A 20,111-nucleotide genomic window follows, 5' to 3' on the forward strand; every position below is an offset into this window, starting at 1 on the left:
GGCAAATAATAGTGCGGTAAATAAAGTGATGATGGTGGGTTTCATAAAAGTTTATGTTTTTGCGTAATGTTATTGTTAGATACAATTCTCTAAATTTACAAATATGGAGCACATAAACACAGGGCATTACACCAAAGAGTCATTGAGCTTTATTTTTAGTGAAGCAGATAAACATCTTGCTGATGTAATTGATGCAGTAAGGTCAAATTCCAATCGTTCATTTTCCTTTTTGGTTTTTACATGTCCATAGCTTCGTTTTCATACTTAGAAGTTGTGGATTCAAAATATGTGTATTTAATCCTTTTAGGTGGATGTGTAATCTCAGTATTATTCTTGTTGAAGAACATATCGCCAACAATAATTGAAATTAAGGGTTCTAGTCCTTCTGATATATTGGTGTCTTATTTTGACTATTTCCAAGATGAGGAATTAGAAAAAGAATTGCTTGCAGTTCAAATTGAAAGTTATCAGAAATCAATAGAGCTTAACAAGGTTTTAGTCTTAGGAATGTCTAATGGATATATTTGGTCTTTTAGAGTATTGTTAGCCTTTATTCTTGTTTTTCTTTTTGTCTATTCCTTTTTGTTCTTTTAATGCCACTAAACTAGAAGTGGTTTTTGGTCGAGTGGTAACTTTTGGTTTTACAGGTTTCTTCTTTGCCATTATGGGCTGTATATCACTGAGTAGTTCAAAGTTGACTTCTGAAAACATATAAATTCTATACCGCCACAACCCCCTTAATATGTGGATGCGGGTCGTAGTTCTGCAGTTCAAAATCGTCAAAGGTAAAAGAGAAAATGTCCTTTACTTCAGGGTTCAGTTGCATAGTGGGCAAGGGGCGTGGGTCTCGGCTCAACTGCAATTCCACCTGTTCCATGTGGTTGTTGTAAATATGCGCATCACCAAAGGTGTGGATAAACTCCCCGGGCTGGTAACCACAAACTTGGGCCATCATTAAAGTAAACAGGGCGTAGGAGGCAATATTAAAGGGTACGCCCAAAAAAATGTCCGCACTACGCTGGTACAATTGGCAAGAAAGTTTGCCATCGGCCACATAAAACTGGAAAAAAGCATGGCAAGGAGGGAGGGCAGCTTTACCGTTGGCCACATTTTCCGCAAACGAGACCGAAGTATCGGGCATAACGCTGGGGTTCCAGGCGGAAACCAACATTCTGCGGCTATTGGGATTGTTCTTCAAAGTCTCGACCACTTCCTTGATCTGGTCAATTTCCTCGCTGTTCCAATTGCGCCATTGGTGCCCGTAGACAGGGCCCAAATCACCGTTTTCATCGGCCCACTCGTTCCAAATACGCACGCCGTTCTCTTGCAGATAGGCGACATTGGTATCCCCCTTTAAAAACCACAAAAGTTCGTGAATAATGGATTTGAGGTGCAATTTTTTGGTGGTCACCATGGGAAAGCCCTCGGAGAGGTCAAACCGCATCTGGTAGCCAAAAACGCTCAAGGTTCCTGTTCCAGTACGGTCGCCTTTTTGGTTCCCGTGCTCCAATACGTATTTAAGAAGGTCGTGGTATTGTTTCATGCTGTCTGTTCCGTTAATAATGTCATTTCGAGTGGTTTTCCGCTAGCGGAAAATTGTATCGAGAAATCAGTTTTCGGTACAAAATCCATTTTCAGAATTTCACTCAAACTGACGTCTTTTTATATTTTTTGACTGTTTTCTTATGTCATTTCGAACGAATGAAATGAGGAGAAATCCAAGATATCTCGACTACCCCTTCGACTGCGCTCAGGGTGACAGCCCTGATGTGACAAAAAATCAATCCATCGAAATTACGCTAATGGGTAGGTTTTTGAAACTAAAACCCAAAAGACTTATGAAAAGTTTATTAACTGGTTTGAGGTCATTGAGATGGGGTGGTTGATGATAAAATATGAAGGATGTGTGTAAAGCAGTTGGTGCGAAATATGTCAACTCGAGTGATTTTTCGAGTGCAAACGTAGAAAAATTGTATCGAGAGCCGGTTTTCCATTTATCTAACGCTTGTTCTCGACCTGCCTTCCGGTAGGTAGGTGCTTTTTCTTTGAAAAAACTCGAACTGACGCTCTATTCTTCAATCAAATTATCCCAAAATCATCCCGGCAATGGTAGCGGAAAGCAAGGAAGCTAGGGAGCCGCCCAAAACAGCTTTCATCCCAAAAGAGGACAGTACCTTGCGCTGACCCGGGGCCAAAGAACCAATACCACCAATTTGAATGCCGATGGATGCGAAGTTCGCAAAACCACAGAGCATATACGTGGCCATGATCACGGATTTGTTGTAAGTGAAGTGTACACCGCTCGCCACATTTTTAAGATCGGCCAGTTGAATGTATCCGACAAATTCGCTTGCGGCCAATTTTATTCCAAGCAACTGTCCCATGAGCATAATATCTTCGTTGGCGACTCCAATCAACCACATAAGCGGTGCAAAGACGGTTCCTAGAATGGCCTCCAATGAAAATTCTGTATAGGGGGAATTGGCGGCAATCCAATTATTAAAGGTGGTTATGTCACCGACCCAACCCAAAATACCGTTGATCATGGCGATAAAGGCCACAAAAACCAAGAGCATGGCCCCAACGTTCAAAGCCAGCTTTAAGCCTTCGGTAGTTCCGTTGGCAATGGCATCCAAGATGTTTGCGCCAATCTTTTCGGAGGAAACCTCAACATCGGTATTTACTTTTTCCGTTTGGGGATATAATATTTTTGAAATGACAATGGCGCCGGGTGCAGCCATTACCGATGCGGCCAAAAGGTGCTTGGCGAATACCAGGCGAAGTTCGGGGTCGTCGCCCCCTAAAAACCCAATATAAGCGGCCAAAACGGCTCCGGCCACGGTGGCCATGCCGCCGATCATCACCAAAAGGATTTCGGACTTGTTCATTTTTTCCAAGTAGGCCTTGATGAGCAACGGGGCCTCGGTCTGACCCAAAAAAATGTTACCTGCCACGGAAAGGCTTTCCGCTCCAGAAATGCCCAAACTTTTTGAAAGCAGCCATGCCATCCATTTTACCACTACCTGAATCACTCCCAAGTAATATAGGACAGATGTTAGGGCTGAGAAGAATATGATGGTGGGCAATACTTGAAAGGCAAAAATATAACCGAAGGTGTCCATGTCCACGACGAGCCCTTCGAACAGGAACTGGCTTCCTGCGCGGGTAAAGTCCAAAATGTTTACAAAAATGTTACCGACTTGATCAAATAGGTATTGTATAAAGCGAACCTTTAATACCCCAATGGCTATCAATATTTGAAGGGATAGGCCTATACCCACCGTTTTCCAATTAATGGCTTTTCGGTTGGAACTGAACAAAAATGAAATAAAGATGAGCGCTGCCATACCCAAAGCACCACGCAACAAAGTGGTAATGGTAAACCCTTGGTTGGGTATGATTTCTGAGGCTTCCTGTTGGGCTACGCTATCTGTAATAGTGGAGCCAATGGCAATGTTAAGTGAATCTGCTGGCAACGAATTTTGGCCGAAAGCGACCGAACAAAGGAATAAAAGTATCAGTAAACTTTGGGTCTTTTTCGCCATGTACGTTGGTGGTTTATTTGCGCTTGGAAATTTCATCCCTCAATTTGGCAGCCTTTTCGTAGTCTTCGCTGGCTACTGCCTTATCTAATTCTTTATGGAGTTCTTGAAGGGACATTTCTCTGTATCCATGGGTGTCGGAACCAGATTCGATCTCTACGGCTTCCCCTTCTTGAAGGATTTCATCGACCATAATGCTATCGTCCTCACCCTCCTCTTTTTCTTTGGAAGAGAATTTTAGGAAGATTCCTGCCTTGTCCAAAATGGTCTTGTAAGTAAAAATAGGAGCGTTGAACCTGAGTGCAAGCGCAATGGCATCACTGGTTCGTGCATCGATAATCTCCTCATTGTCGTCGCGCTCGCAAATAATACTGGAATAAAATACCCCGTCCACCAATTTGTGGATGATTACCTGCTTAATCACAATTTGAAACCTGTCCGCAAAGTTCTTGAACAAATCGTGGGTCAAGGGTCTGGGCGGTTTTATCTCTTTCTCCAATGCAATGGCAATGGACTGTGCTTCAAATGCGCCTATAACAATGGGGAGTTTTCGGTCTCCCTCTTCTTCATTTAAAATAAGGGCGTACGCGCCATTCTGTGTTTGGCTGTATGATATTCCCTTGATCTTTAATCGTACTAAACTCATATATCTCCTCCTAAAGCAAAAGGGCCGCTCAAATAAGTGGCTTTACCAGTTATCTGAACAGCCCCTTGCAATGGGCAAATTAACAAAAATTAAGCGTTTTGGGCTTTAAATTCCTTTAATTTTTCGACGAGTTCGGGCACTACCTCGAAGGCATCCCCAACTATTCCATAATCCGCGGCCTTGAAGAAGGGTGCCTCGGGGTCGTTGTTGATGACTACTTTTACTTTTGAAGCACTTACTCCTGCCAAATGCTGGATAGCTCCAGAGATACCGATGGCAATGTAAAGATTACTTGCTACCGGTTTTCCTGTTTGTCCCACGTGCTCGCTGTGCGGACGCCACCCCATATCGGAAACCGGTTTGGAGCATGCTGTGGCAGCTCCCAAAACATCGGCCAATTCTTCGATCATGCCCCAATTTTCAGGTCCTTTGAGCCCACGACCCCCTGAGACCACAATATCGGCATCGGCAATGGTTGCTTTTCCAACTATCCTATCCACTTCTACGGATTTAACAGCAAAGGCGTTGTCGCCCAAGGTTGGTGCAAAATCTTCAACGGAGGCGGAAACATTATTTTCCACCACTCCAAAAGCGTTGCTGGAAACCCCGATTACCTTGATATCGGAAGAAACCTCCGTCATGGCAAACCCTTTGTTACTGAAAGCGGTTCGCTTTACCACAAATGGCGAAGTGCTCTCGGGTGCGGCCACTACATTGGGCACATAACCGGCAGATAATTTTGCTGTTAGGATGGGTGCCAAGAATTTGCTGTCCGCGCTGGAACCCAATATAATTACCTTGGCATCTTCTGCTTTAGCAGCTTGGGCCAATACATCAGCGTAGGCTTTGGCATTGAAGGTTGCCAATGAATCATCGCTGACTTTTAAAACCTTGGAAACTCCGTAGGCTCCCAATGAGGCATCGTCCTCGGCATTAAAAGAGACCGCTGTGACGGTTGTGCCCAAGTCCTGGGCCACTTTATGTGCATAAGAAGCTACTTCGAAGGCATTTTTTTTGAATTTTCCCTTGAGGGATTCTGTATATACTAGTACTGACATAATTTTTTTAAAATTTCAATATTCAAACCCCAAATCCCAAGATATTTTTGGAACTGGCCCGCCAGCGGCAGGCAGGGTTTTTCGGATTTTATTTAAATCACTTTAGCTTCGTTGTGCAGCAATTCGACCAATTCCCCTACGTTGCCTGCATCGACCAATTTAACGGGTCCTTTGGCAGCGGGTTTTTCAAATTTTTGGTCTTGTGTAGGTTGTGAGGCATCAATGGGTTCAACCACCTTCAATGCTTTTTTGCGTGCCATCATAATACCTCTCATATTGGGAATACGAAGGTCACTTTCCCCAACCAGTCCTTTTTGTCCACCGATAACCAATGGGAGGGAAGTGCTTATTTTTTCCTTACCTCCATCAATTTCGCGAATTGCGGTTGCGGTATTTCCTTCAATTTCCAAACCTATACATGTGTTCACAAAGTTTATATCCAACAAAGTGGCTAGTATTCCAGGGACCATGCCCCCGTTATAGTCAATGGATTCCCTACCGGCAATAATTAGGTCGTATTCTCCATTTTTGACCACTTCGGCCAACTGCTGGGCCACAAAAAAGCCATCGGTTGGTTCGGCATTGACCCGAATGGCTTCGTCGGCACCAATGGCCAAAGCTTTTCTAATGGTAGGCTCGGTTTGGGCCCCGCCAACATTGGCCACATGAACCGTTGCACCTTGCTTTTCCTTGAACCACATGGCTCGGGTAAGTCCAAACTCATCATTTGGATTAATAACAAATTGAACCCCGTTTGTGTCAAACTTGGTATCGCCTTCCGTAAAATTGATTTTGGAAGTTGTATCCGGTACGTTGCTTATGCAAACTAAAATCTTCATATATACTTAAGGTTTATCGATTCAAATATAGGTATAAAATCTTAAATTTATTATGCATGCATAATAAATTTTGTTCTTTTTTTGGATTCTCCCCAAGCAAATTTCGGGTAGTTTTTGCTATTTTTGCTTGCGTTTTTAAGCAGACTATAAATATTTAGTACGATTTAATGAAAACATTACAGTTTAGGGAGGCAATAGCCGAGGCTATGTCCGAGGAAATGAGAAGGGATGATACCATTTATTTAATGGGCGAGGAAGTAGCCGAGTACAATGGTGCTTACAAAGCTTCCAAAGGCATGTTGGATGAATTCGGACCGGAGCGGGTAATCGATACCCCGATTTCAGAACTTGGTTTTGCCGGAATCGGCGTAGGTTCTGCAATGAACGGCAACAGGCCCATTATAGAATTTATGACCTTCAATTTCTCCTTGGTGGGAATTGATCAAATAATAAACAATGCTGCCAAAATCCGACAAATGTCCGGAGGTCAGTTCAATTGCCCGATCGTATTTAGGGGGCCAACGGCTTCTGCGGGACAGTTGGGAGCCACACACTCCCAAGCTTTTGAAAGTTGGTATGCCAATACTCCCGGGCTTAAGGTTGTGGTTCCTTCGAACCCAGCCGATGCGAAGGGATTGTTGAAGGCTGCCATTCGCGATGACGACCCCGTGATTTTTATGGAATCCGAACAAATGTATGGCGATAAAGGAGAGGTGCCCGAAGGGGAGTATACAACTCCTTTAGGTGTTGCGGATATTAAAAGGGAAGGTACCGACGTGACTATTGTTTCCTTTGGAAAAATCATCAAAGAAGCTTACAAAGCTGCTGATGAATTGGAAAAGGAAGGTATCAGTTGTGAAATCATAGATTTAAGGACAGTGCGTCCCATGGACCACGATACCATTCTTAAATCCGTAAAGAAAACCAACAGAATGGTAATCTTGGAAGAAGCATGGCCCTTTGGCAATGTGGCTACCGAAATTATCTATCACGTTCAGGACAAAGCATTCGATTATTTGGATGCCCCCATCGTAAAACTGAACACAGCAGATACCCCAGCACCTTATTCTCCAGTGCTTTTGGCCGAGTGGTTGCCCAATCACGAAGATGTCATAAAGGCTGTTAAGAAAGTGCTATATAAGCTGTAGAATCATATTTTAAGGTATATTAGCCCTGTCAACTTTGTTGACGGGGCTTTTTTTTAGGGAATATTTTTTGATTACAAATTACTTTGAACCAAATTTGACCTAAGTTAATTGGGGATATGCTCTAATGCTTTTCTCCATTGTCCCTTATATCTGCCTATGAAAAGATTCCTTTCCGTCTTTTTTCTGATTTTTATCACTTGCGTTACCGCACAAACCAAGATTGAAGGCGTTGTTACTGACGATGCAGGTATACCCATTGCCTTTGCCAATATTATATTCACCAATTCTTCTGAAGGAACCATAACCAACGATAACGGGCGCTTTTATATGGAGTCTGACGAAACGTATGAGTCCATCAAAGTATCTTTTATTGGTTATGAGACCAAGGAGATTCCCTTGGAACAAAAGGTGAACTACGGCATGGAGATCATACTCACTGAATCTGCGGAGCAGCTTCGGGAAGTGATCGTGTATACAGGGAAACAATCCAAAAAGAATAATCCGGCAATCGATATTTTAAGAAAGATCTGGTCCAAAAAACGGGAGAACGGGGTGCGCAAGTTCAAACAGTACCAGTACGATAAATATGAAAAAATTGAGTTTGACCTCAATACCATCGACAGTGCCTTGATCAAAAGTAAACTCTTCAAAGGGCTGGAGTTTATGTTCGAGGATTTGGATACATCCCGAATCACGGGAAAAACCTATTTGCCCATGTTTCTCAACGAAACTTTTTCCAAAGTCTATGGCGACAATGTAATGGATAGGGAGAAAGAAGATGTTCTGGGAAACAAAAGCTCAGGTTTTAGTGGTAATCAGGCCATAACCGCCTTTGTGGAGGATTTATACTCCGACTACGACATTTACGATAACTATCTCAAATTTTTTGATAAAAGCTTTACCAGCCCATTGTCCAAAACCGGAGTTGATGTGTACAATTACGTGTTGTCCGACAGTACCTTTATTGACAATAAATGGTGCTATAATATTATTTATTACCCGAGGCGTAAGAACGAACTCACCTTTAAAGGAGACTTTTGGGTGAACGATACCACCTTTGCCATCAAAAAAATTAACATGCAGGTCACCAAAAGTGCCAACATCAACTGGGTAAAGGAAATTTATATAGAGCAGGATTTTGAGGTGGTCAGCGATTCGGTTTTTCTCTTGAAGCGGGATTACATGCTGAGCGATTTTAGCTTTTCAAAAAAAGAGGAATCACGGGGGGTGTACGGCAAGCGTACCACGGTTTTTGATAATTATAACTTTGATAACCCACGTTCCGGAGATTTTTACAAGGCAGTTGCCGACCCCTACGATCCAAGGGTTTTCTCGCAGGACAGTATTTTCTGGAAAAATGCCCGTTTGGAAAGTTTGAACGAGGACGAGTCGGGAATCTTTAAACTGCTGGATACCTTAAAAACCGTTCCCAAGTTCAGAACATACTACGATATCGTAAGTATTTTGGGTTCTGGATATATCGAAATAGATAAATGGAACATCGATATTGGGGATATCTACAGCACCTTTGGTTATAATGATGCCGAAGGTATTCGTATGCGGGCCGGTGCACGGACCTATTTTGGACAGAATGATATGTGGCGTTTGGAAGGGTACATGGCCTATGGTTTTGATGATAAAAAAATTAAGCACGGGTTTTCGGGCAAGTTTTTGCTCGATAGAAAAAATCGGCTGATTGTATCTGGGGGAAATCGAAGGGACATTGAGCAATTGGGGCTTAGTCTTACTAGTACCAATGATGTAATGGGAAGAAGTATAGCCTCATCCTCTTTGGTTACCGTAGGTTCCAACGACCGTTTAACGAACATTAACCTATCTACCCTGAACGTGGAGATGGAGCCCGTTAAAAACTTCAAGATCAATGTGGGCGGTTCCTTTAGGACCTTGAGATCCGCTTTACCCGACGCATTTAGTCTGGATTATGTGGACCAGGCTTCACCCACGGGCATTTCATCCGAAATAAAACAGTTCGATCTTAACACCACCTTGATCTATACACCGGGCAAGCGTACCATTGGTTACGGAGTGGAACGCTCCAGCATCAATGATGATTACAGTACCTTGGTCCTTAAATACACCAAGGGTGTGGATGGATTTTTGGAAAGTGATTTTGATTATGGGAAAATCCAATTCTCTTACCAACAGCCATGGCAGATAGGAGGTTTTGGCAGGTTGACCAGTAGTGTGGAACTGGGAAAGACTTTTGGGGAAGTGCCTTTGGGGCTGTTGAGTGTAATCCCGGGCAACCAGACGCTATTTTCACTGTACAATGTATTCCCCAATCTGGATTTCTACGAGTTTGTTACCGATACCTATGCCACGGTGCACCTGGAACACAACTTCAATGGTAGGTTGTTCTCGCGTATTCCGTTATTGCGTAAACTCAACCTTAGGGAAATTGTAGGGGTTCGAGGTGCTTGGGGGCAATTGTCCCAAGAAAACATAGCTTTGAGTGCCCCGACCAATATTCCCTTAATGGCACCGGAGGACCAAGTGTATTGGGAATATTCACTTGGTGTGGGAAACATTTTTAAAATACTTCGGATTGACTTTAATTTTAGAGGAAACTACCTCGATAATCCAGATGCAAGGGCATTTGGGATAACCGGAACCTTCGGATTTAGCTTTTGATCAAATGCGGCCCTTTGGGTTTTACTGAAATTTTCATTCCCTTGAAAACAGGAATCCAAAATAGCGGAATTTTGGCTTTTGATCTAAGGGGTGAAAATAAGCAAGTAAAATACATCTTCGGCTCTGCCTCTTTGATTGTTAAATTCTTTTATTTAATACGAAACAGCCAATTTATACGCCCTATTCCAGTTATACTGGTTATTTTTGCACAATAAATTTATCACTAACATGTCAAAAAAACCACGTATTACCTTTGATGTACTGGTAGAAATACCCAAAGGTAGCAGAAACAAGTACGAATACGATTTTACCCTCAACAAAATTCGATTTGATAGAACCCTTTTTTCCTCAATGATGTATCCGGGCGATTACGGGTTTATTCCAGAAACCTTGGCCTTGGATGGTGATCCCTTGGATGTATTGGTCCTGTGTACCGAGCCTACCTACCCGATGGTGGTGATCGAGGTGAAACCTGTCGGGGTTTTTCACATGACCGATGAAAAAGGTCCGGATGAAAAAATTATCTGTGTTCCGGTTTCCGACCCGATTTGGAGCAAAAGGGACGACATAAGTGAATTGAACCCACATCGATTAAAGGAGATTGAGCACTTCTTCCAAGTGTATAAAGATTTGGAAGAGAAGAAGGTAGACACCGGAGGATGGGGAGACGTCGACGAGGCCGTTAAAATCTACCATGAGTGCGTACAACGCTACGAAGATAGCGACCACAAAAAAAGACGGGCTTACACAATATAAATTACCTAAATATAACTTTAAAAAAATGCGCTTTTAATAATTAAAGGCGCATTTTTTTTATTACTTCGTATTTTACTACATTAGCTGGCATTAAAAATTTCTAAATAATCTAACCTATGGATTTAATCGTAAAATTTTTGCCTGTATTCGGTGTCTTGGCCCTTCTGTATGTATTCATCAAGAATGTATGGATTTCTAAACAAGAGGTCGGGGACGAGAAAATGGCAAGGATTGCAAAGAACATTGCCGATGGAGCAATGTCATTCTTAAAGGCCGAGTATAAAATACTGAGCATCTTTGTGGTCTGTGTGGCCGTTTTGCTCTTCTTCAAGGGAAGCAACGAAACAGGCTCCAACGGCATGGTGGCCGTTTCCTTTATTGTAGGGGCCATCTGTTCCGCTTTGGCCGGATTTATCGGTATGAAAGTCGCGACCAAGGCCAATGTAAGAACCACCAATGCTGCAAGAACCTCCCTTGGCAAGGCCCTTGAAGTGGCGTTTGCCGGTGGAGCTGTTATGGGGCTTGGTGTGGTAGGACTTGGTGTTTTGGGATTGAGCGGTCTGTTTATGATTTACAGCGGACAAGGCTGGGAACTTGCCGAGATTTTAAATGTACTCTCCGGTTTCTCCCTTGGCGCATCTTCCATAGCACTTTTTGCCCGTGTAGGCGGGGGTATTTACACCAAAGCTGCCGATGTTGGGGCCGATTTGGTAGGTAAAGTGGAAGCAGGAATACCTGAAGATCACCCATTGAACCCTGCAACCATTGCGGATAACGTAGGGGATAATGTTGGGGATGTGGCCGGAATGGGTGCCGACCTTTTTGAGTCTTACGTGGGTTCCATAATCGGTACTATGGTTTTGGGTGCTGTTTTTGCTGGATTGCCGGAATTTCAAGCTGCTTTTGATGGCCTTGGCGCGGTGTATTTGCCGTTGGCTTTGGCTGCCGTAGGAATTATAATGTCGATCATTGGGACATTCTTTGTTCGGGTGAAAGATGGCGGAAACCCGCAAACCGCATTAAATGTGGGAGAATTTGGATCAGCTGGTTTAATGTTGATTGCCTCTTATTTTATCATCAACGCCATGTTGCCCGAATCTTGGGTAGAAGGCGGGAAAGAGTTTACGGCTATGGGCGTTTTCTGGGCGACCATCGCTGGACTTGTTGCCGGACTTTTGGTAGGTAAGGTTACCGAATACTATACAGGAACAGGCAAAAAACCCGTTAACTCCATAGTGCGTCAATCCGAAACAGGGTCTGCAACGAATATTATTGCAGGTCTTGGTGTGGGAATGATGTCCACGGCCATCCCAATTATTTTGATTGCCGCAGCGATTTTGGTATCTCACTACTTCGCTGGCCTTTACGGAATTGCGATTGCGGCCGTAGGGATGTTGGCCAACACGGGTATTCAGCTTGCAGTTGATGCTTATGGACCTATCTCGGATAATGCAGGAGGTATTGCGGAAATGGCAGAACTACCTGGGGAAGTCCGTGAAAGGACCGATAAATTGGACGCAGTTGGAAATACAACGGCTGCCATTGGTAAAGGTTTTGCCATAGCGTCTGCTGCATTGACAGCACTTGCACTTTTCGCAGCCTTTATGAAAACAGCCGGTGTTACATCCATTGATGTGTCACAGCCTGATATTATGGCGGGACTCTTGGTGGGAGGTATGCTTCCGTTTGTGTTCTCCGCACTTTCCATGAATGCGGTAGGTAGAGCTGCCATGTCCATGATCGAGGAAGTGCGCCGTCAGTTTAAGGATATACCTGAATTGAAAGCTGCCTTGGCAGTAATGCGCAAATATGATTCTGACCTTTCCAAAGCCAGTAAAGAGGATATGGAGATTTTTGAAGCGGCCGATGGTAAAGCAGAATATCAAAAGTGTGTGGCCATTTCAACACAGGCATCCATTAAAGAAATGGTATTGCCGGGATTGTTGGCGATCGCCGTACCGGTTGCCGTAGGTTTTATCGGTGGGGCAGAGATGTTGGGAGGCCTTTTGGCAGGTGTAACCACCGCTGGAGTTTTAATGGCCATATTCCAATCCAATGCCGGAGGTGCTTGGGACAATGCCAAAAAAACCATAGAAAGTGAAGGCCGAAAGGGTAGCGATGCACATAAGGCAGCCGTTGTAGGGGATACCGTCGGAGATCCTTTTAAGGATACTTCGGGTCCTTCCTTAAATATTCTACTCAAATTGATGTCAGTCGTGGCCTTGGTGATCGCACCTAGTTTGGTAAACCCTGCACCTGCGGACGAGGTAGGCTTTCTTAAAGAAGATGGTACTATGATTGCCATTACGGAAGAGGGAATGAAAGAAACAAAGGCTGTTGAAAAACAAATCCGAATAGAGGTAAGCAATACTGAAGACGGAGCTTACAAAGCTGTTGTGACTTCCTCCTCAAATGTAAATGGGGAAGTGGTGGAAGAAACCAAAGAGCTTGTGGCCGACAGTAAGGAAGAACTGGAAAAAAAGATACAAGCATATAAGAGTGCCTAGGCAAAGGATTAGCTCGCGCTTTATAGCAAAGCTGGAAAAACCACGCCATCGGCGTGGTTTTTTTATGCTGTCACCATTGAACGCAGTCGAGATGGATTAGTTTAATTTAAAGGTAATGGGAAGAGAGTATGAAACCTTAACAGGGATACCCCTCTGTTGTCCTGGCTTCATAGTTGGTAATTTTGAAATAATTCGGGCAGCTTCTTCTTCCAGAGATTTATGGGGTCCACGAAGTCGAACATTATCAATACTTCCATCCTTTTCAATGGTGAACATAATACTTACACGGCCTTGTAACCCCATTTCTTTAGCAGGATCAGGGTAACGGAAGTTCTTTCTAATGTGCCTTTGAACCATTTCTTGAAAACATTCTCTTTTGTTTTCTTCAGTTTTCTCATTCTCGCAACCTGGGAAAATAGGTGCGTTTTCTACCAAAACAATCGGAATTTCTTCTGTGATTTCTTCCTCTGCAACATCAATGCTTTCAATAGCTGTAATCTCTGTATTCTGGTCAGGTTCTATGGCCTCAATTACTGTTTCCTCTATATCTTTATCATCCTCTACAATATCAATTACAGGTGGTGTTTTGATCTTGGGTTTGGGAGGCTCCGGAATTTTAAGTTTGAGGATGGTTGCGTCTTCAATCAAATCCTCATCGACTTTTAGATCACTTACCTCCCAAGCATCATCTGGATAATATGTTTTCCATTCCAGGGCTAAATAAGCCATCAAAAGTACCAAGGTCATCCCTACAAAAAAGTAGAGTAGGCTGTTTCGTCTTACATCAAGTTGTGGATTTTTTTTTGGTTCCATAATTTCAAAGTTTTGGCCTAAAAAGGCATAGTTAATAGTAGTGGGCTCATCCCAACTCTAAACTACTTTGAAAAAGAACCGAAGTAAACCACCAATGAGTCAATGGGGCTTTTGAACGAGGGAACCGGAAAAAAAGTTCTTTTAGTCCACCAATGCCTGATAGATTAAAGCCCTTAATTTTCCATGATCATCAATATCTCCCGAGGGAATCAATTGGGTGAAATAAACCACAACCAATTCTTCTTTTGGGTCTACCCAATAGGAGGAATGGTAGGCACCGCCCCATCCATATTCACCAACGGAACCCAGTGTGCCCCTATCTCCCAAATCCTCAACTACGGAAAAGCCCAAGCCAAACCCAGTACCCCCAACCCAAGGAAAGGTGGCTTTTCCCAGATGGTTTACCGTCATGAGTTCAACTGTTTTGGGAGAAATAATACGTTTTCCGTTAAAAGTTCCTTTGTTGAGCATCATTTGCAGGAATTTGGCGTAGTCCATCGAGGTACTCAACAATCCAGCTCCACCGGAAAAACTCTTTCGAGGGCCTTCTACGTAAGCACCTTGCCCAACCATGCCCCCGGGATTGGGCGCAGGTTCCAAACCATTTTCCGAAGGGGAATACACTACGGCCAAACGTTCTTTTTTGGCTTCGGGTAGGTAAAAATGAGTATCGTCCATGCCCAATGGACCAAGAATATTTTCTTGTAAAAAAACATCCAAGGTCTTTCCCGAGACCACCTCGATCAAAGCACCAAGAATATCGGTATTATAACCATAAACAAATCGTTCCCCGGGCTGTGACTCAAAAGGCAATCCGGCCATTCGGGTAACCGTGGCCAATATGGGCTCTTCCCGGTCGGCGAAATACCATCCTTGTATTTTTGCTTTTTCCCAAAGATCGGCCGCGGTTCCCTCTCCATACGAAACCCCGGAAGTGTGTGTCAGTAAATCGCGGATGGTAATGGGTCTGTTCGCTTTTACAATGTCGTAAGAACCATCATCCTTGCTTACGGCAACCGTTGTCTCCATAAAGGCGGGAATGTACTTGCCAACCGGGTCGGTGATCAATAGTTTGCCTTGCTCTTGCAGCATCATGATGCCAACACTTACAATGGCCTTTGTTTGGGAGGCTATTCTGAACATGGAACTATTGGTCATGGGTATATTGTTCTCGAGATCATTCTTTCCGAAGGATTCAAAATAGGCAATCTTGCCTTTTCGAGCTACAAGAATTGTGGCCCCCGATAATTCATCCCCATCAATATAATCCTGAAAGGTTTGGGATAAAATTCCCAAACGTTCGGAAGACATGCCAACTTCTTCGGGTGAAACTTTGGTGAGTTCTTGGGCATTAGCGGTAAAAAAGAGGAGGAATGCAAACAGTAAAGTTGCATATTTGGTAGGTTGCATTGTTTTCATGTGACTTAATATTGGTTTGTTTAGCGTGCAAAAGCATCTAAATATACCTAATTATTTGGTCTATCATTGGGAAAGGGAGGGAAAGGTGGTTTGGTGAGGGAAGAGAATGGGACTTTTATGCTTTATATACACTTGACAAATCAATACTAGTAGTTTTACAAGATTATCTAACTTACTGTAAGAATCCATTGGACAAATTAGAATGCGACCACTCCTATAAATAATTATGGAAAGCATTGTTTCTAATAATTAATATTTGAATAAAACATAATAAAATGATTTTTGTAGATTAAAATATCAAGATATATGAACAGTTCTAACAATATTGTCAAAAGGGTAAGTTTGATGTTAATTTTTTGTTTATCGGCACTGGCTTGCAATGAATCAAAAACAACCTCTACTGATTTTAGGCTGCCCGAAGACCTTAATGAAGAGTACATAGATTTATTAGCAAGAGAAATATATATAGAAAAGTTTCCTGATTCTGTTGACCAAAACTTCAAAAAGAAAACGGCAAGGATGCGAGAAAAATTGACAATAAAAATTCAGAATTATGAGAATCAGGTTGCAATAAACAAAGGATTAATGACTGATTCAAAAGATAGCATGAAGTCAGATAAATACTGTAGTTTATCTTACAATGAGTCAATTATACGCAAAAGATTTCAAGACTTGTCCAAGGACATATATGGTTTAAGTTTATTGAACAAAAAAAAATATGACATAGAGGAATGTGAATTTGTGTTTATTGTGAATGGATTTGATAACAGTAGAAATAGAGGGTATACATGTACTATAAAAACAGGAGGGGGTCAGATATTGGAAACCGAATGTGAACTAAAAAAATACTAAAATGCATAAAAGGGCTAAACTAGAGGTATACCAAGCAGAATCACCGAAAGGAAATAATTTTTTGATATACCGATATTTTGATGATAAAAATCAGAATTATGAATATCAGACCTATAAATTAGTTAAAAGCAAAAGTGTTGCTAGAGAATTTGGTATATCAGATATGGAATCAAATAGAAAGACCTCGTTAAATACAAGAGAAATGTGTGATAAGATGATTAAATCGATTGTGAAAGAGGAGGAGTCGTGTTCTCAAGATTGATGAAATAGTTACTGTTAAGCCTAACTTTCTTAATGCGTTTGTCGGTTTTACTTTTGGTGGTCAATAAAATTTCGCTATCATCTATTTCCAGTATAAAAGCTAATTTGGATATCAATGAATTGAAAAGCGTGTCTTTTCTTTTAACCAAGGTGGCGTATGTCTGTGTTTGGCTATAATCTTGCCCCAAAAAACCAGTAATTTCACTAACTTTCAATGAATTGTCTATGTTCTCAAATAAGAAGGCCAATAGTTTTAGTTCTTGGGAGTCTAGAGTGTGAAGTTGTTTTCCTTTGAAGCTAATTTTTTTGTTCTTGTATAGCACTACAGATTTATATCGTAGCAGGAAAATGGAAAGTTTTTGTTTGCCCAAGAAGAAAACCACAATAAAACCCAAGACTCCTGCCAGTATAAAAACCCAATTACTTTCGTCTTTATAGAGATTGGAAGATGCCATGATTTTCCCTCTATATAAATCCATTTTTTCGACAATAACCATTGTGCTGCGCTGGCTTTGATCTGAGCTTGTTAAAGAATAGATGATTTGACCTCGTTTTGGATTGTATTTTTCATTGGCTGTTTTTTTGTCATTTGAGTAGCTGAAAACTTTGTTGTCTGGGATATGCAAGCCCGATAGTTGATTTGAATTAAAGAATAAAGTGTCTCTAATATTGAAATAAGCATGGTGAAAAGGAATAAGTTTTGGAATTGATTTATTTTTTATATCTCCAACATGTTGCCAACTCTTTGTAGTAAGGTTTAATTTCCAAATATCATTTAAAATATTCTTATTGCTATTTTCATTTGTTGTTGAATAGTCTTCGGCCACACCGCCAATAATGAAAAGTTCATCATCCCTTAAGTAAGACATGGCCATTTTTCTTGGTTCGGGTACCGTATTATAATCAGAGTATTTTATAATATCCCATTCTTTGGTAGTGAAATTGAATTTGGTTAAAATATTTTTGTATGTAAACAAACCATAACCTCCCCAAAAATAAATGTCATCTTTATAAACAAAAGTGCTGGCGAAGTATTGATTTTTATGTTGAAATGAATTGTCAATACGGATTATCGAATCATTTGATAGCACATAAACTTCACCACATCCTTTGTGTACCAAATAGTTTTTTCCTCTAGCTTGCATATATTTGTAAGGGAAATCGTTTGTCGGAGGAAGTTCGTTTTTCTTTAGAACTACCTTTTCCCATCTTGTTGAATCAAAATGTTTTTGGTAATAGTGACGTTGGTGGTTTTCTAGAACCAGATAGCGGTTTTTAGCTGTGTCAATTCCAGTGATTATCTGATTGGCATCTACATTCAGAATTAATTCTTGAGCATTATTGATGAACGAACAAAAAAGGATGGATAAAACTATAAAGTCTAAAAAAGCTTTTTTAAGTCTCATGTTAAAACCATATTCTAAAACAATCCATGTATCTCCCCGTCAATACGATTGATGACTTCTCCTAAATCTTCTGGTTTATCCACAAAATCCAAATTGTCCACATCAAAAATGAGCAGCTTTCCTTTTTGGTAAGTGTTTACCCATGCTTCGTAGCGTTCGTTCAAGCGGCTGAGGTAATCAATGGAAATGGAATTTTCGTAATCACGACCACGTTTGTGAATCTGGTTTACCAAATTGGGGATGGTGCTTCGCAAGTAAATCAAAAGGTCTGGGGGTTGCACCAAGCTCTCCATTAACTCAAAAAGACCTTTGTAGTTTTCGAAATCACGATTGGTCATCAAGCCCATGGCGTGCAGGTTGGGTGCAAAAATGTGGGCATCCTCGTAAATGGTCCGGTCTTGGATCACACTCTTGCCGCTTTCCCTGATTTTTAAAATTTGACGGTATCTACTGTTCAAAAAGTAAATCTGGAGGTTAAAGCTCCAACGTTCCATCTGGTTGTAAAAATCATCCAAATAGGGATTGTCCACCACATCCTCAAAATGGGCTTCCCATTTGTAATGTTTTGCAAGTAAGTTTGTTAAAGTGGTTTTTCCAGCGCCAATATTTCCTGCTACAGCAATATGCATGGGGTGTAAGTGTTTTAAGTTGGTGTTTATGGATTAGGGAGTTTTTAATCATCGCAATATACAAAGTATATCCGCTTGAAGAAAAAAAACCGGTTCAAATGGATGATCTTGCATTGGCTGCAAACAAAGTTTTATAATATGTTCCAAATACGTACTTTTGCGCTTGAAAACGAGGAAAGATTTGACTGATTGCAACCTCGGTATCTTTAATCGGGTACACGAAAAATGCTAAAGCAGTTCGTGCCAACCCCGTTGGCATCTCTTCACCAAGGGTTTGGAACTTCTTCGCACTTTTTTGTCGAATCTTCAATTTTAAAAAAGAGAAATGGCGTATTTGTTTACATCAGAATCCGTTAGTGAGGGACATCCAGATAAGATTGCGGATCAGATAAGTGATGCATTGCTGGATAATTTTTTGGCCTTTGACCCCGAGAGCAAAGTGGCATGCGAAACCTTGGTGACCACGGGTCAGGTGGTTTTGGCCGGCGAGGTGAAGAGCCATACCTATGTGGATTTGCAAAGTATAGCCCGTGAGGTTATCAACAAAATCGGCTATACCAAGGGTGAATATAAATTTAGCGGGGACTCTTGTGGGGTGATTTCATTGATCCACGAGCAATCTCAGGACATCAACCAAGGAGTGGATCGCGGCACCAAGGAAGAGCAGGGAGCGGGCGACCAAGGAATGATGTTCGGTTATGCTACCACGGAGACTGGGAATTACATGCCTTTGGCATTGGATATCTCGCACAAGATTTTGGAGGTGTTGGCCAATTTAAGAAGAGAGGGAACACGCATTCCATACCTACGTCCTGATGCCAAGGCCCAGGTAACGATTGAATATTCGGATGACAACGTCCCACAGCGGATAGATACCATTGTTGTTTCCACTCAGCATGATGAATTTGATTCGGACGAAGCGATGTTGGCCAAGATCAAGGATGATATTATCAACATCTTGATTCCTGAAGTAAAAAAATTATTGCCTGAGAGCATCCAAAAATTGTTCACGGAGGACATTAAATACCACATCAACCCAACAGGAAAGTTCGTGATCGGAGGGCCACACGGTGATGCTGGCCTTACCGGAAGAAAAATTGTTGTGGATACCTACGGCGGTAAAGGAGCCCACGGAGGTGGTGCTTTTAGCGGAAAGGACCCGAGCAAGGTGGACCGAAGTGCGGCCTACGCTGCCCGGCACATGGCCAAAAATTTGGTCGCCGCGGGTGTTGCAGGCGAGATTTTGGTGCAGGTAAGCTATGCCATTGGCGTAGTGGAACCCACATCCATTTTTGTGGATACCTATAACTCTTCCCATGTGGATATGACGGATGGTGAAATTGCCCAAAAAGCATCCGAACTGTTCGATATGCGACCGTTTGCCATTGAAGAGCGTTTAAAACTTCGGAATCCCATTTATTTGGAAACCGCTGCTTATGGCCATTTGGGGAAAGCGCCCAAAACCGTGACCAAGGTTTTTGAATCTCCCTACAATGGAAGAATCGAAAAGGAAGTGGAGCTGTTTACTTGGGAAAAATTGGATATGGTGGACAAGGTGAAAGAAAGCTTTGGTCTGTAAACCA

Annotated in this window: 15 protein-coding genes; 6 read left to right on the forward strand and 9 right to left on the reverse strand. The window is 42.1% G+C overall.

Annotated features, from left to right (window positions below; translation table 11 throughout):
• Window positions 1–718 precede the first annotated feature (718 nt).
• From AC13CC_RS05040 to AC13CC_RS05060, 5 genes are all read right to left on the reverse strand, one after another.
• Window positions 719–1,543, reverse strand: coding sequence for a thymidylate synthase (locus AC13CC_RS05040; protein ID WP_482876592.1), 825 nt, complete (start codon window positions 1,541–1,543; stop codon window positions 719–721).
• A 541-nt stretch (window positions 1,544–2,084) separates the two neighbouring features.
• Window positions 2,085–3,545, reverse strand: a complete 1,461-nt coding sequence (locus AC13CC_RS05045) for a NupC/NupG family nucleoside CNT transporter (protein ID WP_326279882.1) — start codon at window positions 3,543–3,545, stop codon at window positions 2,085–2,087.
• A gap of 13 nt (window positions 3,546–3,558) precedes the next feature.
• A complete protein-coding gene (locus AC13CC_RS05050; protein WP_326279884.1) occupies window positions 3,559–4,188 on the reverse strand; it encodes a bifunctional nuclease family protein in 630 nt (209 codons plus the stop codon).
• Window positions 4,189–4,277: 89 nt separating this feature from the next.
• Window positions 4,278–5,246, reverse strand: a complete 969-nt coding sequence (locus AC13CC_RS05055; protein ID WP_482876595.1) for an electron transfer flavoprotein subunit alpha/FixB family protein — start codon at window positions 5,244–5,246, stop codon at window positions 4,278–4,280.
• Window positions 5,247–5,338: 92 nt separating this feature from the next.
• A complete protein-coding gene (locus AC13CC_RS05060) occupies window positions 5,339–6,085 on the reverse strand; it encodes an electron transfer flavoprotein subunit beta/FixA family protein (protein WP_482876596.1) in 747 nt (248 codons plus the stop codon).
• 167 nt (window positions 6,086–6,252) lie between these two features.
• Between AC13CC_RS05060 and AC13CC_RS05065 the strand changes: the two genes are divergently transcribed.
• The 4 genes from AC13CC_RS05065 to AC13CC_RS05080 all read left to right on the forward strand — a co-directional run bounded on the left by AC13CC_RS05065 (window position 6,253) and on the right by AC13CC_RS05080 (window position 13,148).
• Entirely contained in the window at window positions 6,253–7,233 is a 981-nt protein-coding gene (locus tag AC13CC_RS05065) for a pyruvate dehydrogenase complex E1 component subunit beta (RefSeq protein ID WP_163625259.1), read from the forward strand.
• A 156-nt stretch (window positions 7,234–7,389) separates the two neighbouring features.
• On the forward strand, window positions 7,390–9,885 hold the full coding sequence (locus AC13CC_RS05070; protein WP_482876597.1) for a DUF5686 family protein: 2,496 nt from the start codon (window positions 7,390–7,392) through the stop codon (window positions 9,883–9,885).
• A gap of 228 nt (window positions 9,886–10,113) precedes the next feature.
• Window positions 10,114–10,641 (forward strand): inorganic diphosphatase, encoded by a 528-nt coding sequence (locus AC13CC_RS05075; RefSeq protein WP_482876598.1) that lies wholly within the window; start codon window positions 10,114–10,116, stop codon window positions 10,639–10,641.
• Window positions 10,642–10,757: 116 nt separating this feature from the next.
• The gene (locus tag AC13CC_RS05080; RefSeq protein WP_326279894.1) at window positions 10,758–13,148 is read left to right on the forward strand and encodes a sodium-translocating pyrophosphatase; all 2,391 of its coding nucleotides are present in this window, start codon (window positions 10,758–10,760) and stop codon (window positions 13,146–13,148) included.
• Window positions 13,149–13,244: 96 nt separating this feature from the next.
• Here the strand turns inward: AC13CC_RS05080 and AC13CC_RS05085 are convergent, their stop codons facing one another.
• Together AC13CC_RS05085 and AC13CC_RS05090 are read right to left on the reverse strand one after the other, a co-directional pair.
• Window positions 13,245–13,961 carry an energy transducer TonB gene (locus tag AC13CC_RS05085; protein WP_482876600.1) on the reverse strand — a complete coding sequence of 239 codons (717 nt, stop codon included), beginning with the start codon at window positions 13,959–13,961 and terminating at the stop codon, window positions 13,245–13,247.
• A 141-nt stretch (window positions 13,962–14,102) separates the two neighbouring features.
• Window positions 14,103–15,380 carry a serine hydrolase domain-containing protein gene (locus AC13CC_RS05090; protein ID WP_482876602.1) on the reverse strand — a complete coding sequence of 426 codons (1,278 nt, stop codon included), beginning with the start codon at window positions 15,378–15,380 and terminating at the stop codon, window positions 14,103–14,105.
• Window positions 15,381–15,686: 306 nt separating this feature from the next.
• On the opposite strand from AC13CC_RS05090, the gene AC13CC_RS05095 reads away from it, so the two are divergent.
• Window positions 15,687–16,232, forward strand: coding sequence for a hypothetical protein (locus AC13CC_RS05095; protein ID WP_482876603.1), 546 nt, complete (start codon window positions 15,687–15,689; stop codon window positions 16,230–16,232).
• A gap of 218 nt (window positions 16,233–16,450) precedes the next feature.
• Here AC13CC_RS05095 and AC13CC_RS05100 read toward each other — a convergent pair whose 3' ends face one another.
• Both AC13CC_RS05100 and AC13CC_RS05105 read right to left on the reverse strand, forming a co-directional pair.
• On the reverse strand, window positions 16,451–17,899 hold the full coding sequence (locus tag AC13CC_RS05100) for a Kelch repeat-containing protein (protein ID WP_482876604.1): 1,449 nt from the start codon (window positions 17,897–17,899) through the stop codon (window positions 16,451–16,453).
• Between the two features lie 14 nt (window positions 17,900–17,913).
• Entirely contained in the window at window positions 17,914–18,528 is a 615-nt protein-coding gene (locus tag AC13CC_RS05105) for a deoxynucleoside kinase (RefSeq protein ID WP_482876605.1), read from the reverse strand.
• Window positions 18,529–18,853: 325 nt separating this feature from the next.
• Between AC13CC_RS05105 and metK the strand changes: the two genes are divergently transcribed.
• Entirely contained in the window at window positions 18,854–20,107 is a 1,254-nt protein-coding gene (gene metK / locus AC13CC_RS05110; protein ID WP_482876607.1) for a methionine adenosyltransferase, read from the forward strand.
• Window positions 20,108–20,111: the final 4 nt, after the last annotated feature.

The organism is Flagellimonas sp. L-11 (assembly GCF_056857735.1).

Bases quoted from the DNA above. Each gene is read 5' to 3' on its own strand.
- AC13CC_RS05075 (WP_482876598.1), top strand. From the start codon at position 10,114: ATGTCAAAAAAACCACGTATTACCTTTGATGTACTGGTAGAAATACCC.
- AC13CC_RS05065 (WP_163625259.1), top strand. From the start codon at position 6,253: ATGAAAACATTACAGTTTAGGGAGGCAATAGCCGAGGCTATGTCCGAG.
- AC13CC_RS05085 (WP_482876600.1), bottom strand. From the start codon at position 13,961: ATGGAACCAAAAAAAAATCCACAACTTGATGTAAGACGAAACAGCCTA.
- AC13CC_RS05045 (WP_326279882.1), bottom strand. From the start codon at position 3,545: ATGGCGAAAAAGACCCAAAGTTTACTGATACTTTTATTCCTTTGTTCG.
- AC13CC_RS05060 (WP_482876596.1), bottom strand. From the start codon at position 6,085: ATGAAGATTTTAGTTTGCATAAGCAACGTACCGGATACAACTTCCAAA.
- metK (WP_482876607.1), top strand. From the start codon at position 18,854: ATGGCGTATTTGTTTACATCAGAATCCGTTAGTGAGGGACATCCAGAT.
- AC13CC_RS05090 (WP_482876602.1), bottom strand. From the start codon at position 15,380: ATGAAAACAATGCAACCTACCAAATATGCAACTTTACTGTTTGCATTC.
- AC13CC_RS05105 (WP_482876605.1), bottom strand. From the start codon at position 18,528: ATGCATATTGCTGTAGCAGGAAATATTGGCGCTGGAAAAACCACTTTA.
- AC13CC_RS05100 (WP_482876604.1), bottom strand. From the start codon at position 17,899: ATGAGACTTAAAAAAGCTTTTTTAGACTTTATAGTTTTATCCATCCTT.
- AC13CC_RS05055 (WP_482876595.1), bottom strand. From the start codon at position 5,246: ATGTCAGTACTAGTATATACAGAATCCCTCAAGGGAAAATTCAAAAAA.
- AC13CC_RS05050 (WP_326279884.1), bottom strand. From the start codon at position 4,188: ATGAGTTTAGTACGATTAAAGATCAAGGGAATATCATACAGCCAAACA.
- AC13CC_RS05040 (WP_482876592.1), bottom strand. From the start codon at position 1,543: ATGAAACAATACCACGACCTTCTTAAATACGTATTGGAGCACGGGAAC.
- AC13CC_RS05070 (WP_482876597.1), top strand. From the start codon at position 7,390: ATGAAAAGATTCCTTTCCGTCTTTTTTCTGATTTTTATCACTTGCGTT.
- AC13CC_RS05080 (WP_326279894.1), top strand. From the start codon at position 10,758: ATGGATTTAATCGTAAAATTTTTGCCTGTATTCGGTGTCTTGGCCCTT.
- AC13CC_RS05095 (WP_482876603.1), top strand. From the start codon at position 15,687: ATGAACAGTTCTAACAATATTGTCAAAAGGGTAAGTTTGATGTTAATT.